The following is a 13,937-nucleotide window of genomic DNA, read 5'->3' as shown; positions in this document are numbered from 1 at the left end:
GGGTTTTTTTTGGGGGGGGGGGGGGGGGGGGGGGGGGGGGGGGGGGGGGGGGGGGGGGGGGGGGGGGGGGGGGGGGGGGGGCGGGGGGGGGGGGGGGGGGGGGGGGGGCGGGGGGGGGGGGGGGGGGGGGGGGGGGGGGGGGGGGGGGGGGCCGCCCCCGGCGCGCTCCTTGCGCCGTTCGGTATATAGGGCATGTGATGAACAAGGAGCGCAATCGGCTGTAAAGCCGAACGTTGTACGGTTTAACGCCCAGCTTTCAATTTCTGATAATACTCTTCATACAGCGTGCTGGTGCTACCAACATCGTTCTGCCATTCGCCTTTATTCACGATTTCCGCATCCGGGTAGAGCGACTTGTCGTTGGCGACTTCCGGGCTTAACAGTTTACGCGCGGCAAGGTTCGGCGTTGGGTAGCCGACGGTTTCCGCGACCTGTTTAGCCACATCCGGGCGTAACAGGAAGTTGATGAGCTTCAACGCGCCTTCTTTATTTTTGGCGTTAGCCGGAATGGACAGGCTATCCATCCAGAAGATTCCGCCTTCTTTCGGCCACACGATTTCCAGCGGCGTACCGGCCTGGCGGGCGACATAGGCCGAACCGTTCCACACCATCCCCAGATTGACTTCACCTTCCATGTACGGGTTCGCCGGGTTGTCGGAGTTAAACGTCGCCACGTTTGGCATCAGTTTTTTCAGCTCGTTATAGGCGGCTTCAATCTCTTTGGGATTGGTGGTGTTGCCGGAATAGCCGAGCTTGCGTAGGGCAATCTGGAACACTTCGCGCGCGTCGTCGGTTAACAGCAGGCTGCCTTTATATTCCGCTTTCCACAGATCGGCCCAACTGGTGACGGTTTTCGGGTCAATCTCATCGCTGTTGACGCCGATAGCCGTGGCGCCCCAGATGTACGGGATCGAGTAATCATTGTTAGGATCGAACGGCTTGTTGAGCATCTCGGGGTCGAGATTTTTGAAATTGCTCAGCTGGGTTTTATCGATCTTCTGGATCATGCCTTCTTTGCGCATTTTGTCGACAAAGTAGGTCGACGGCACGACCAAATCGTAGGCGCCGTCTTTGTAGGTTTTGAGCTTGGCATACATGGTTTCGTTCGACTCGTAGGTCGAATAGATAACCTTGATGCCGGTCTCTTTGGTGAACTGTTCCAGCAGTCCTGGCGGCACGTATTCCGTCCAGTTGTAGAAATAGAGCGTTTTACTATCGTCCGCGTGGGCCGCACCCATACTAAGTGCTAAGGCACCTGCCGCGAGCAGGTGGCGTGACCATTTCATCATTTAACGTCCCCTGAGTTAGTGCCTGACCTGCAGGCTTTTGGTTTTATCACGTGCAATAAGCTGGCTGGCAATCACCATCACCAGCGACAGCACCAACAGAATGGTGGCCAGAGCGTTCACTTCCGGCGAGACGCCGACTTTGACCATCGAATAAATTTTAAGCGGCAGGATCTCATAGCTTGGGCCGGTGACAAAGGACGACACCACCACGTCATCCATCGACAGGGTAAAGCTCAACAGCCAGCCTGCGGCAACGGCGGGCATCGCTAGTGGCAGAATAATCTTGCGCAAGATGGTGACTTCGCTGGCGCCGAGATCTTTGGCCGCCTCCAGCATCCGCACGTCAAAGCCCTTCAACCGAGAGTAGACGGTGACCACCACAAACGGCAGGCAGAAGGTGATATGCGAGAACAGCAGCGACCAGAAGCCAAGCTGAATGCCCAGCAGCATAAACAGCACCAGCAGGGAGATAGCCATCACAATGTCCGGCGACATCATCACCACAAACAGCATACCGCTGACGAACGGTTTACCGCGAAAGCGGTAGCGATACAGCGCCACGGCGGTTAACGAACCAATCAGCGTAGCGGCGGTAGCGGAGAAAACCGCCATCGTTAGCGAATGCTGAGCCGCCTGCAGCAGGCTGTCGTTGTTCATCAGCAGGCCGTACCATTTGGTGGTAAAGCCTTGCCAGTTGATCCCGAAACGCGAACTGTTAAACGAGTTGACGATCAAAATGATAATCGGGATATAGAGGTAGGCGTAAATGGCGGACATAAACCCGCCGCGCAGCAGTTTACCGATCATTCCAGCTCCACCTTTTTATTCAGCAGACGCGAGGCGCGCCAGTAGACCAGCATCAGCAGGCCCATGACCACCGTCAGCGTAATGCTGGTGGCGGCACCAAACGGCCAGTCGCGAATATTCAGGAACTGACTCTTAATCACGTTACCGATAAGCAGATTCTTCGCTCCGCCCATCAGGTCTGAGACGTAGAACAAACCCATCGCCGGCAGCATGACCAGCAGACAACCGGCAATAATCCCCGGCATGGTCATCGGAATGATGATGCGGATAAAGGTCTGAAACTTATTGGCACCCAGATCTTTCGCTGCTTCCAGTAGTGGTTTATCGAGCTTCTCAATGCTTGAGTACAGCGGCATGACCATAAATGGCAGCAGGATATAGACCAGCCCGATAATCACCGCCGCCGGGGTGAACATAATGCGCAGAGGCGTTTCAATAACTCCTGACCACAGCAGGAATTCGTTGAGATAGCCTTTGGTGCTGAGGAAAATTTTCAGCCCGTAGATGCGGATCAGCGAGTTGGTCCAGAAGGGAACAATCAGTAGAAACAGCAGTAGCGGACGCACGTTATGCGGCAGGCGCGCCAGAAACCAGGCAAACGGATAGCCCAGAATCAAGCACGCCAGCGTGGCAATCAGCGCCATATTCAGCGAGTGCAGCAGCACCTCGGCATACAGCGGATCGAGCAGCCGGGCGTAGTTGTCCAGGCTAAAGACCATCTGGACGAAGTTGGCATCATCGCGGGTCAGGAAACTGGTGACGATAATCATCAGGTTGGGCAGGAACACAAACAGCACAAGCCAACCGACGATGGTGGCAATCACCACATTCTGGAACTTACTTGTGCTCTTCATCAGCCAGTACAACCTCCCAGCTTTCTACCCAGTTAATCGCCATTTTTTGGTCCAGCGAGTGGTCAAAATCAGGATCATCTTCGTTGAAGAATTCGCTAACCAGCACCATTTTGCCATTTTCCAGTTCAACGACCGACTCAAGCGTCATGCCTTTATAGTTACGTTCGCGCACGTAGCCAATCAGCCCTTCGGCTTCGACGCCGTCATGAATTTCATCAACGCGAAGATCTTCCGGGCGCAGCAGAACGTTGAGTTTTTGCCCTGGCGTCACCGGGAAATTGACGTCGATAGTGCATTCCCGGCCTTCGACGTGGGCGTGAACGCGGCGTTCGTCGAGACGTTCAATGACCGTGGCATTAAAGATATTGATCTCGCCAATGAAGCTGGCGACAAACAGGTTTTTCGGCTCTTCGTAAATTTCACGCGGCGTGCCGTCCTGCTCGATTTTGCCATCGCGCATCACCACGATACGGTCGGACATGGTTAACGCCTCTTCCTGATCGTGGGTCACGAAGACAAAGGTAATGCCCAGCTTACGCTGCAACGCTTTCAGTTCGTTTTGCATCTGCTTGCGCAGCTTGTAGTCTAATGCGGAAAGAGACTCGTCCAATAACAGCAGGCTGGGTTTATTGACCACCGCGCGGGCAATGGCTACACGCTGCTGCTGGCCGCCGGAAAGCTGGTTGGGTTTACGCTGGGCGAACTCTTCTAATTGCACCATGCGCAGGGCGTCGTGGACGCGCGCAGGGATTTCGCTGGCGGGAGTCTTTTGCATGCGCAGACCGAAAGCGACGTTGTCATACACGGTCATGTGGGGGAAAAGCGCATAGCTCTGGAACACGGTATTAACGTGGCGGTCCTCGGCGGGAACCTGGGTGATGTCCTTATTTTCCAGATGAATTTGCCCGGCATCGACGTTTTCCAACCCGGCAATAAGGCGCAGAACGGTGGTTTTACCGCAGCCGGAGGGGCCAAGCAGCGTAAGAAATTCACCGTTATTGATGGTCAAATCAAGATCGGAGATGACCGTTTTACCATCGAAGTCCTTGCGAATCCCCACCAGTTGCACCAGCGGCGACCGCGAACGCGATTGTGTATTCAATTTATTGCTCTGTCCCATGTAAACGCGTCCTGTATCACTTATCGACGCGGGGTTTGTGGTTATCCACCTTTAGACGTTTAGAGGTCTGAAATGTATTAATAAGGGCTGGCATTCTACGGCAAACGATAGCCAATCGCCAATCCTTGTCTAAGCTACGTGTATGTATATCCGGCTATTAGATACCGTTTAGCGAAAAAAAGTTACCTTTGCCGGGTTAAAAGTGACCTGACGCAATATTTGTCTTTTCTCGCTTCTTGATAATGTTGTCACAAAAAGAGAGGGTGGCTACATGGATAAATTGCTTGAACGTTTTTTGCAGTACGTTTCTCTGGACACGCAATCGAAACCTGGCGTGCGTCAGGTGCCGAGTACAGAAGGGCAGTGGAAGCTGTTGCACCTGCTCAAAGAGCAATTAGAAACGATGGGGCTGGTCAACGTTACCCTGAGCGAGAAGGGTACGGTGATGGCGACGCTGCCGGCTAACGTCAGCGGTGATATCCCGGCGATTGGCTTTATTTCCCATGTCGATACCGCACCGGATTTCAGCGGTAAAAACGTCAACCCGCAAATTGTTGAGAACTATCGTGGCGGAGATATCGCGCTGGGTATCGGCGACGAAGTTTTGTCCCCGGTGATGTTCCCGATACTGCATCAGCTGCTGGGGCAAACGCTTATCACGACCGATGGCAAAACGCTGCTCGGTGCCGATGACAAAGCCGGTATCGCGGAGATCATGACTGCGCTGACGGTGCTGAAAGAGAAAAATATCCCGCACGGCGACATTCGCGTGGCTTTCACGCCAGATGAAGAAGTTGGTAAAGGCGCGAAGCATTTTGATGTTGCCGCGTTTAACGCCCAGTGGGCCTATACCGTGGATGGCGGTGGCGTCGGTGAGCTTGAGTTTGAGAACTTCAACGCCGCTTCCGTGACCATTAAGATCGTCGGTAATAATGTGCATCCGGGGACGGCCAAAGGGGTGATGGTTAACGCCCTGTCGCTGGCGGCCCGTATCCATGCGGAAGTGCCTGCCGAGGAAAGCCCGGAAAACACCGAAGGCTACGAAGGCTTCTATCATCTGACCAGCATTAAAGGCTCGGTGGATCGTGCAGAGATGCACTACATCGTGCGTGACTTTGACCGTAAGCAGTTTGAAGCCCGCAAGCGCAAGATGATGGAGATTGCCAAGAAGGTCGGTAAAGGGCTGCATCCGGATTGCTATATTGAGCTGATTATCGAAGACAGCTATTACAATATGCGCGAAAAGGTGGCCGATCATCCTTATATTCTGGATATCGCTCAGCAGGCGATGCGCGACTGCGGCATTGAGCCGGACATGAAGCCTATTCGCGGCGGCACCGACGGTGCACAGCTGTCGTTTATGGGATTACCGTGCCCGAATATTTTCACCGGCGGCTATAACTACCATGGTAAGCACGAGTTTGTGACTCTGGAAGGGATGGAAAAAGCGGTGCAGGTGATTGTACGCATTGCCGAATTAACCGCTAAGCGCGGCTAATAAAAAATCCCCGGGGAAACCCGGGGATTATCGAAATTACTCAGCGAAGAACCAGTACCCGCTGTTGACCAGCGCGGCCAGCATGGCGAGGAAGGACGGATCGTCCAGCGCCTCACCGAAATGTTCACTCTCCAGCATGATACTTCCCGCCATGGCATCTAGTGTCTGACGATGCGGAGAATCCACTTTCTCGCCGTTAACAAAGAAATCATCGCCGATACGAATCACCCGCAGGCCGCCCAAACGTTGCAGCATGTCGCCTTGTTGTAGCGCGTCATAGATTTCATCTGGCTGATACGGCGGCTCCGGCGGCGCGATATCCAGCTCATGACGAGACTGGCTGATAAATTCCCCCAGCCATTGCTGGAAATGCTCCGGCTGGTTAATCAGGTCCAGCATCATGCCGCGCAGATTATCCACTTCTTCCGGTAACAGATCCGCCGGGTGGTCGCGCGAAGGCACGTCCGGGTCGCTGTAGTGCACATTGCCCAGATCGCGCTGTAAAACGTAGTCGGCAAAACCGCTGATCAACTCGCGGCTGTTCGGCGAACGGAAGCCGACTGAATAGTTGAGCGAGTTTTCCAGCGCATAGCCTTCGTGCGGGAATCCCGGTGGAATATAAAGAATGTCGCCGGGCTCCATCTCTTCGTCGATGATGGCCTCAAACGGCGCGACCTGTAACAGATCCGGGTGTGGACAGTGTTGCTTGAGCGCGGTTTTCTCGCCCACGCGCCAGCGACGGCGGCCGGTACCCTGAATAATAAAGACATCGTATTGATCGAGATGCGGGCCTACGCCGCCGCCCGGAACCGAGAAGGAGATCATCAGATCGTCGAGGCGCCAGTCGGGGAGGGTGCGGAATGGACGCATCAGCGCGCTAGACGGTTCGTGCCAGTGATCAACGGCCTGCACCAGCAGCGACCAGTTGCTTTCGCCCAGATGATCATAGCTTTCGAACGGCCCGTGTTTCACCTGCCATTCGCCGTCAAGGTGGCTGACCAGTCGGCTATCGACTTCGTTTTCCATCGCCAGACCTGCCAGCTCATCCGGTGAAATGGGATCAATAAAATTGGCGAAGCCGCGTTTGAGCACCACCGGACGTTTTTGCCAGTAGCGCGCCATAAAATCAGGCCAGTTTAGCGTTAAGTGATATTCCATATTGATATTTCCGCAGCAGATGTATGTCCGGATTATACATCGTATTCACAAAACTACTCTGCTACGGAAACATTATTTACCCTTCGTGACCCTCAAGGTCTTGATGGCCAAAAATGACTTCCATTTTGGCTCCGCCGAGCAGGCTATCGCGGGTGATGATTTGTCCGTCATACTGTTCAACGATCTCACGGGCAACCGCAAGCCCTACACCCTGTCCGGGGCGTAGCGTATCGGCGCGCTGGCCGCGATCAAAAACGATATCGCGCTTGCTTTGCGGGATCCCTGGGCCATCATCTTCGACGATAACATGCAGATAGTCGTCACTCAGACGCGCGGAAACCTCAACGAACTCGAGGCAGTACTTGCAGGCGTTATCCAGCAGATTGCCCATCACTTCCATAAAGTCATTTTTCTCGCCGACGAAAGTAATTTCCGGGGAGATATCCAGCGTGATATTAACGCCTTTACGCTGATAGACCTTATTGAGCGCCGAGATCAGGCTGTCGAGAAGCGGCGCCACGGGATGCAGTTCACGACTGACCAGTGTGCTGTCGGTGCGCATGCTGGCGCGGTGGAGATAGTAGCCAATCTGCTGTGAAATGCGGCTAATTTGTTCGAGCATAACCGGCTCAGCCTCGCTGACGGTCATCTTTTCGCTGCGCAGAGATCGTAGCGAGCTTTGCAGCACCGCCAGCGGCGTTTTCAGACTGTGGGTCAGGTCGGTTAGCGTGGTACGGTATTTGTCATAACGCTCGCGCTCGCTCTTTAACAGCCGGTTCAAATTTCGCACCAGGCTTGTTAGCTCGCGGGTGGTATCGGGGTTCAGATGCTCGCGATGATGATCTTCCAGCTCGCGAATTTCCCGCGAGAGCGCGGCAATGGGGCGCAGGCTCCAGTGCGCCGCAATCCACAGTAGCGGGATAACCAGCAATAGGTTAGCGGCCAGCACGTAGGAGAACCAGCTCCAGACCATATAGGAGCGTTTAAGCTCGATAGGAATGGTGTCGATGACCACAATAACCATGGCCGGCATCAGGCTGGTGGCCGGGTAGCTATTGACCGCCACCGAGTGAGTCATCTCGGCATCATCATCATCCTGGCGCATTTCATTGAGCTGCTTTTGCATCTCATGATCGTTGCGCAGCAGTGAACTGGTGGAACTGACATCGGCTTCAATCTCATAGAAACCATTGCCTTTGAGCCACTCCGGCTGAATCCGGTTGACCAGCCAGGGAAGATCTTTTTGTTGCCACAGCAGTTTACCCTGAGCGTCATAGATAAGTGCCACCGTCGGGCTTTGTCGATTGAGGTTATCGGGAATATCGACGCTCAGGACGTTGTTATCCCATTTCGCCAGGGTATAGAACAGGTTGCTTTCACCGCGCAGCAGGCGAAACGTCGTCTTATCGAAGCTGACGCTATAGCCGACCAGCGCCACCATCCCATAGGACAGCGACAGCACAATAACTACCGCCGCCGTTGCCAAGAGGAAACGCATGCGCAGTGAAAGCGGCAGGATATGCCGACGGATATTTTTCATTCTCGTAGTTCGAACAGGTAGCCCTGGCCTCGCACGGTGATAATGACGTCGTGCGGATATTGGGTCTGAATTTTCTTACGTAGACGGCCCATTAGCACGTCGATGGTGTGGCTTTCACGCAGCTCGGCGTCAGGATACAGCTGGAGCATCAGGGCGTCTTTGCTCACCACCTTGCCGTTGTTGCGGATAAGCGTCTCCATAATGGTGTATTCGAAGGCGGTGAGTTTAATCACCTCTTCATTAATAGAGAGTTCACGGCGTGACAGGTCAACCTGGAAGGGCGGCAGGGAAATCACCTGTGAAGCATGGCCGCTGTTGCGACGCATCAGCGCCTGCATACGGGCCGAGACTTCTTCAATATGGAATGGTTTGGTGACGTAGTCGTCGGCACCAGCGCTCAATACTTCTACCTTATCCTGCCAGCTTTCACGGGCCGTCAGTACCAGGATCGGTAGCGAAATATCGTGGCTGCGCCAGCGACGAATCAGCGATAGACCGTCTTCATCGGGCAGGCCCAAATCGACAATGGCGATATCGGGAATGTGCTCACCCAGATAGTAATCGGCTTCCTTCGCATCTTCTGCGGCATCGACCTGGTGGCCCATTTCCTGCAGCTGCACTTTCAGGTGATGACGTAACAGAGCGTTATCCTCCACGACGAGTACGCGCATGCTGTTTCTCCATTAAATTAATGACATGAATATATTAACGCTGATTATGGCGTTGTGGAGATAAACATTAACTAAATCGGCAGGAAAGTCCCCTCCTTACGGAAGAAGGAGGGGCAGGGGCAGGTTATTTCAGCTCGTCGACCATGGTGATGGCGCGGCCAATATAGTTTGCCGGGGTCATCTCTTTCAGGCGGGTTTTCTCTTCTTCTGGCAGCGCCAGACCGTCGATAAACTGTTTCATGCCTTCGGCATCAACGCGCTTACCGCGGGTCAACTCTTTGAGTTTCTCGTACGGTTTCTCAATGCCGTAGCGGCGCATCACGGTCTGAATCGGCTCAGCCAGAACTTCCCAGTTATGATCCAGCTCGTCCAGCAGACGATCGCGGTTCACTTCCAGTTTGCTGACGCCTTTCAGAGTAGATTGGTAGGCGATCAGTGCATAGCCGATACCCACGCCCAGGTTGCGCAGCACGGTGGAGTCGGTCAGGTCGCGCTGCCAGCGGGAAACCGGCAGTTTGCTGGCCAGATGCTGAAGCATTGCGTTGGACAGACCCAGGTTGCCTTCGGAGTTTTCGAAGTCGATTGGGTTGACCTTATGCGGCATGGTAGAAGAACCGATTTCGCCAGCAATGGTCTTTTGCTTGAAGTGGTTCAGCGCAACGTAACCCCAAACATCACGATCGAAGTCGATGAGAATGGTGTTGAAGCGGGCGATGCAATCAAACAGCTCGGCAATATAGTCGTGCGGCTCGATCTGCGTGGTGTACGGGTTCCACTGGATACCTAAAGAGGTCACGAACTCTTCGCTGAACTGATGCCAGTCAACGTCCGGGTAAGCGGCGATGTGGGCGTTGTAGTTGCCGACCGCACCGTTGATTTTACCCAGAATTTCTACCTGGCCCAGCTGACGGAACTGGCGTTCCATACGGTAGGCGACGTTAGCCATCTCTTTACCGATGGTTGACGGCGTTGCCGGCTGACCGTGGGTGCGGGAGAGCAGCGGGATATCGCGATACTGGACGGCAAGGTCTTTAATCGCATCAATCACTTTACGCCAGTACGGCAGTACCACCTCTTCGCGAGCCGCTTTCAGCATCAGCGCGTGGGACAGGTTGTTGATGTCCTCGGAGGTGCAGGCGAAGTGAATAAATTCAGACACGGCGTGCAGCTCTGGCACGGACGCGACTTTTTCTTTCAGGAAATATTCGACTGCCTTGACATCGTGGTTGGTGGTGCGCTCGATAGTTTTAATGCGCGCGGCGTCTTCTTCATTGAAGTTTGCCACGATGCTATCAAGGTAACCGTTTGCGTCGGCAGCAAAAGCAGGAACTTCCTTGACGGCTGCGTGTGCGGCCAGCTTTTGCAGCCAGCGTACTTCGACTTGTACACGGAATTTCAGCAAACCATATTCGCTGAAAATCCCGCGCAGCGCGCTGACTTTATCGCCGTAGCGTCCATCGACAGGGGAAACGGCGGTCAGTGAGGATAATTCCATAGATCATAACTCCGGGGTTAAATGAGCAAGAATTTGTTTTGCCTGATTGGTCAGGCGATTACGAGAAAACATCAGCTGGAGACGTCCGCCGCCAACCTGGTGCCACAGCACCGCGGCGCGGATACCCGCCAATAAAGAGGCGCGTACTTTCGCCTGAACCTGCGGGCTTTGCAGCACGGCAGGGGAGCCGGTCACCTGAATACGAGGACCGAGCGGGCTAATCACATCGACATAAATACCGGCCATCGCGCTAAGCAGCGTTTCTGACTGCAGGTCGAAATGGTCAAGCTGACGTTGCAAACCATTAATACGATTACCGAGCGTATCCATTGCCCCTTTCGCGGCAGACAGTTTACGTTCCAGCACCATTAAACTCAGCGTATAGCGGGTGAGTTCGGCATTCAGGCCCTGACGGCTGCTGGCATTAAGTACGCCGAGTAAAGTTTCGAGGCCGAGACGAAGATTGGCTTCACTGCCACCGAAAACGCCCAGCGCGGAGTCCGGGTTGAGATCGATAACGCTGTTTAGCGAAACGTGTAGCGCGTCGCCGTCACAGTGCCCCTGATGGGCCAGTTGCTGCACCAGACGGGCCGACTGGCAAATGCCCGCCAGCGCCAGGGTGATGTCATAATAATTCTTCGCCACGCTCACTCCTTGTTGGCGCCTGTCAGAAGTCGTGGCCTCTGACAGGCTACGTTAAACCTTGGCCGCGGCGAAGGTCACGTTGCTAATTATGGTTACTCTACCGGCAGCGGCAGGCGCTGCTCAATGACGCCGCCGCCCAGACAGATTTCGCCGTTATAGAACACGGCCGATTGACCTGGGGTTACGGCGGCAACAGGTTCGTCAAAACGAACCTCAATACGTTCTGCATCCAGCGCGGTAACTGTGCACGGGATATCGGTTTGACGGTAGCGGGTTTTGACGGTGCAGCGGAAAGTGCCCGTTACCGGTACGCGGTCAACCCAGTGTAGCTGCTGGGCAATCAGCCCAACGGACATCAGGCGTGGATGATCGTGACCCTGAGCGACAACCAGAATGTTGTTCTCAACGTCTTTATCCACCACGTACCATGGATCTTCGCTACCTTCTTTCGTCCCGCCGATGCCCAGACCTTTACGCTGGCCCAGAGTATGGTACATCAGCCCCTGATGGGTGCCGATCTCTTCACCATCGACGGTCATAATCTTGCCGGGCTGCGCGGGCAGGTAGCGGCCGAGGAACTCGCGGAATTTACGCTCACCGATAAAACAAATACCGGTGGAGTCTTTTTTCTTCGCGGTGATGAGATCCAGCTCTTCGGCGATTTTACGCACCTGCGGCTTTTCGAGTTCGCCAACCGGGAACAGGCTTTGCGCGACCTGATCGTGACCTAAGGTATAAAGGAAGTAACTCTGGTCTTTATTACCGTCGAGGCCACGCAGAAGCTGGCTTTTACCGTTGACATCGGCACGGCGCACGTAGTGGCCGGTAGCGATGTAGTCAGCGCCCAGGTCTTCAGCGGCAAATTCAAGGAAGGCTTTAAATTTGATCTCTTTATTGCACAGGATATCCGGGTTTGGCGTACGGCCCGCTTTGTACTCCTCAAGGAAGAGTTCAAACACGTTATCCCAGTATTCGGCGGCAAAGTTCACCGTGTGCAGCTCGATGCCGAGCTTATCGCACACCGCCTGCGCATCGGCAAGGTCAGCGGCAGCCGTGCAGTATTCCTCGCCGTCGTCTTCCTCCCAGTTCTTCATGAACAGGCCCTCCACCTTATAGCCCTGTTGCAGTAACAGGTAGGCGGAAACGGAGGAATCTACACCGCCGGACATGCCGACGATCACTTTTTTCTGGCTTTCTGACATTGGAATACTCACGACATTGGACTTCAAGGCGGCATATTCTATCACGCAGCCTTTTACTTGACACCCTCTGTAAACGGCCAGTTAAATTCGCCGAGCAGCGACAGCGGGTAGCGGGGTTCTTGTTGATAGCAACGAATGCTCTCGGCAACCAGCGCTGAGCGCAGGTTGTCAGCGTTGAGAATCTCTTCTGCGCTTACCCACAGGCAGCGGTCGATATCGCTATCGTGAGGCTCGGTGGCGCACATTTCGCCAAGCTCGATGACAAACAGGAAGCGCAGGAACGGCGTTTTGTCCGGGGCAATCCACTGATGCAGGCGAATGAAATGCTGCGGCGTGGCGCGAATGCCGGTCTCTTCCCACAGCTCGCGTTCGGCGGCCTGTACGAGAGTTTCATCGGCTTCTAAATGGCCTGCGGGTTGGTTCCACAAGGCCTTGCCGTTGATGGTTTCTTCAACAACCAGAAATTTGCCTTCAGCGTGAACCACGCAGGCGACGGTGACGTGCGGCTTAAACATGCGGCATCCTTATCAGGCGAGTAGGTGACAAGGATATAAAGAAGAAGAGGGGAAAATCAAACTCGCGTCGGTGAACTCCAGCTTTGCTGCAAGATTACGCCGCTGCTGTTGCTGAGCGTGACGGTGATTTGCGCCCATTCGCCCTGGGGAATATCGAGGCGCATGCTGGCGAGCGCCTGGGGCTGCTGACCCTTAAGTTTGACGCTGCCGCTCTGGCTACTGTTGCTGGTACCGGATTGGCCTTGATGTACCACGTTGATGGTTAACTGACAGTCGCAATCGGCCGTCAGTGTGGCCATTGGGGTGATAACCATTGAATCAGCCTGCGGCTGGGCTTCAAACCACAGTTGATTACTGAGGGCGGCGGCAATAAGGAGCAGGTGCATAGCAAAAATCCCGAATAGTGAGTGACAAACAGGAGAAGCCGGATGAGGACTCATCCGGCTTTGTAGGTATTATTGCTGAGTAATATATGAAGTGTTGCCTGAGCCAGAAACCTGCTGGACCCAGGATATGGCATTGGAGTGGGTCTGATTCACAGTGCTGGTGTTATATGCACCGGACTGCTCAACTAAAACAGTCGAGAGGTTTGCGTTCTGAGTGACGTAAGATTTATTCGACGTACCACTCTGTGTTACGTCAACAATGTTTTTATAACCTGATTGGTTAATCTCTGAAACGCCATAGTCGCCAGTTTGTCTGACGCTAGCAGAGTGATTGTTACCGGTTTGCTTAGCCCAGGAATAGTTGCCGGTACCTTTTTGATCTACATCGATGACATTTTTCGTGCTTCCATTAGCCTGAGTTGCCTCAGATCTATTCCCGTTACCATCCTGAAGAACCTTGATCGAGTTGCTAGAGCCACTCTGATTGGCCGTTGATTGGTTACCAAATCCTTTCTGCTGCAGGAATACTGCACTATTGGATGCAGTTTGGGTCACATTTGAAGTGCCATAGTTGCCGAACTGGTGTACGTCAACGGTAGAAAGCGACGCATTGGTCTGAGTGACTCCGGATGCATTACCGTTTCCAGACTGGTAGACATGGATGACTTCATCCCAGGTACCATGTTGCGGAATAATCGGAGTCTTGCCCGAGACGGTTGGTAGATGGTCAAGAGTGACGCCAGGACCGCCGCCACCA

The 13,937-nt window shown here is 54.2% G+C and carries 14 protein-coding genes; 1 reads left to right on the top strand and 13 read right to left on the bottom strand.

All coding sequences use genetic code 11. The features are described 5' to 3' along the window. Positions 1–242: 242 nt before the first annotated feature. Genes potD through potA form a run of 4 tightly spaced genes read right to left on the bottom strand, consistent with a single transcriptional unit; the run spans position 243 to position 4,070 of the window. Positions 243–1,289: a spermidine/putrescine ABC transporter substrate-binding protein PotD gene (gene potD / locus LZ634_RS20225; protein WP_234508408.1), complete on the bottom strand. Its 1,047-nt coding sequence runs from the start codon at positions 1,287–1,289 to the stop codon at positions 243–245. Between the two features lie 15 nt (positions 1,290–1,304). Further along, complete coding sequence (gene potC / locus LZ634_RS20220) at positions 1,305–2,096, bottom strand: spermidine/putrescine ABC transporter permease PotC (protein WP_234508406.1); 792 nt, start codon at positions 2,094–2,096, stop codon at positions 1,305–1,307. Continuing rightward, positions 2,093–2,950 carry a spermidine/putrescine ABC transporter permease PotB gene (potB, locus tag LZ634_RS20215; protein WP_234508404.1) on the bottom strand — a complete coding sequence of 286 codons (858 nt, stop codon included), beginning with the start codon at positions 2,948–2,950 and terminating at the stop codon, positions 2,093–2,095. Before potB ends, potC begins: the two co-directional genes overlap by 4 nt. Further along, on the bottom strand, positions 2,934–4,070 hold the full coding sequence (potA, locus tag LZ634_RS20210; protein ID WP_234508402.1) for a spermidine/putrescine ABC transporter ATP-binding protein PotA: 1,137 nt from the start codon (positions 4,068–4,070) through the stop codon (positions 2,934–2,936). Before potA ends, potB begins: the two co-directional genes overlap by 17 nt. A gap of 271 nt (positions 4,071–4,341) precedes the next feature. On the opposite strand from potA, the gene pepT reads away from it, so the two are divergent. Beyond that, positions 4,342–5,568 carry a peptidase T gene (gene pepT / locus LZ634_RS20205; protein WP_234508400.1) on the top strand — a complete coding sequence of 409 codons (1,227 nt, stop codon included), beginning with the start codon at positions 4,342–4,344 and terminating at the stop codon, positions 5,566–5,568. A 36-nt stretch (positions 5,569–5,604) separates the two neighbouring features. Here pepT and LZ634_RS20200 read toward each other — a convergent pair whose 3' ends face one another. The 9 genes from LZ634_RS20200 to LZ634_RS20160 form a co-directional block, all read right to left on the bottom strand. After that, complete coding sequence (locus tag LZ634_RS20200) at positions 5,605–6,726, bottom strand: cupin domain-containing protein (protein WP_234508398.1); 1,122 nt, start codon at positions 6,724–6,726, stop codon at positions 5,605–5,607. Between the two features lie 76 nt (positions 6,727–6,802). Next, positions 6,803–8,266 carry a two-component system sensor histidine kinase PhoQ gene (gene phoQ / locus LZ634_RS20195; protein ID WP_234508396.1) on the bottom strand — a complete coding sequence of 488 codons (1,464 nt, stop codon included), beginning with the start codon at positions 8,264–8,266 and terminating at the stop codon, positions 6,803–6,805. Beyond that, complete coding sequence (gene phoP / locus LZ634_RS20190; protein ID WP_234508393.1) at positions 8,263–8,937, bottom strand: two-component system response regulator PhoP; 675 nt, start codon at positions 8,935–8,937, stop codon at positions 8,263–8,265. Before phoP ends, phoQ begins: the two co-directional genes overlap by 4 nt. Before the next feature lie 124 nt (positions 8,938–9,061). Further along, a complete protein-coding gene (gene purB / locus LZ634_RS20185; RefSeq protein ID WP_234508391.1) occupies positions 9,062–10,432 on the bottom strand; it encodes an adenylosuccinate lyase in 1,371 nt (456 codons plus the stop codon). 3 nt (positions 10,433–10,435) lie between these two features. Next, the gene (hflD, locus tag LZ634_RS20180; RefSeq protein WP_234508389.1) at positions 10,436–11,077 is read right to left on the bottom strand and encodes a high frequency lysogenization protein HflD; all 642 of its coding nucleotides are present in this window, start codon (positions 11,075–11,077) and stop codon (positions 10,436–10,438) included. Between the two features lie 92 nt (positions 11,078–11,169). Then, positions 11,170–12,279, bottom strand: coding sequence for a tRNA 2-thiouridine(34) synthase MnmA (gene mnmA, locus LZ634_RS20175; protein ID WP_234508388.1), 1,110 nt, complete (start codon positions 12,277–12,279; stop codon positions 11,170–11,172). A 53-nt stretch (positions 12,280–12,332) separates the two neighbouring features. Beyond that, the gene (locus LZ634_RS20170) at positions 12,333–12,794 is read right to left on the bottom strand and encodes an NUDIX hydrolase (RefSeq protein ID WP_234508385.1); all 462 of its coding nucleotides are present in this window, start codon (positions 12,792–12,794) and stop codon (positions 12,333–12,335) included. 56 nt (positions 12,795–12,850) lie between these two features. Continuing rightward, positions 12,851–13,180: a curli assembly chaperone CsgC gene (gene csgC, locus LZ634_RS20165; protein ID WP_234508383.1), complete on the bottom strand. Its 330-nt coding sequence runs from the start codon at positions 13,178–13,180 to the stop codon at positions 12,851–12,853. A gap of 69 nt (positions 13,181–13,249) precedes the next feature. After that, on the bottom strand, positions 13,250–13,937 hold a 688-nt coding region (locus tag LZ634_RS20160; protein ID WP_234508381.1), incomplete at its 5' end, for a hypothetical protein.

The organism is Kluyvera intermedia, from assembly GCF_021440345.1.
In the GTDB taxonomy this organism is placed as follows: domain Bacteria; phylum Pseudomonadota; class Gammaproteobacteria; order Enterobacterales; family Enterobacteriaceae; genus Kluyvera; species Kluyvera intermedia_A.
This window is presented reverse-complemented; position numbering and strand designations above follow the sequence as displayed.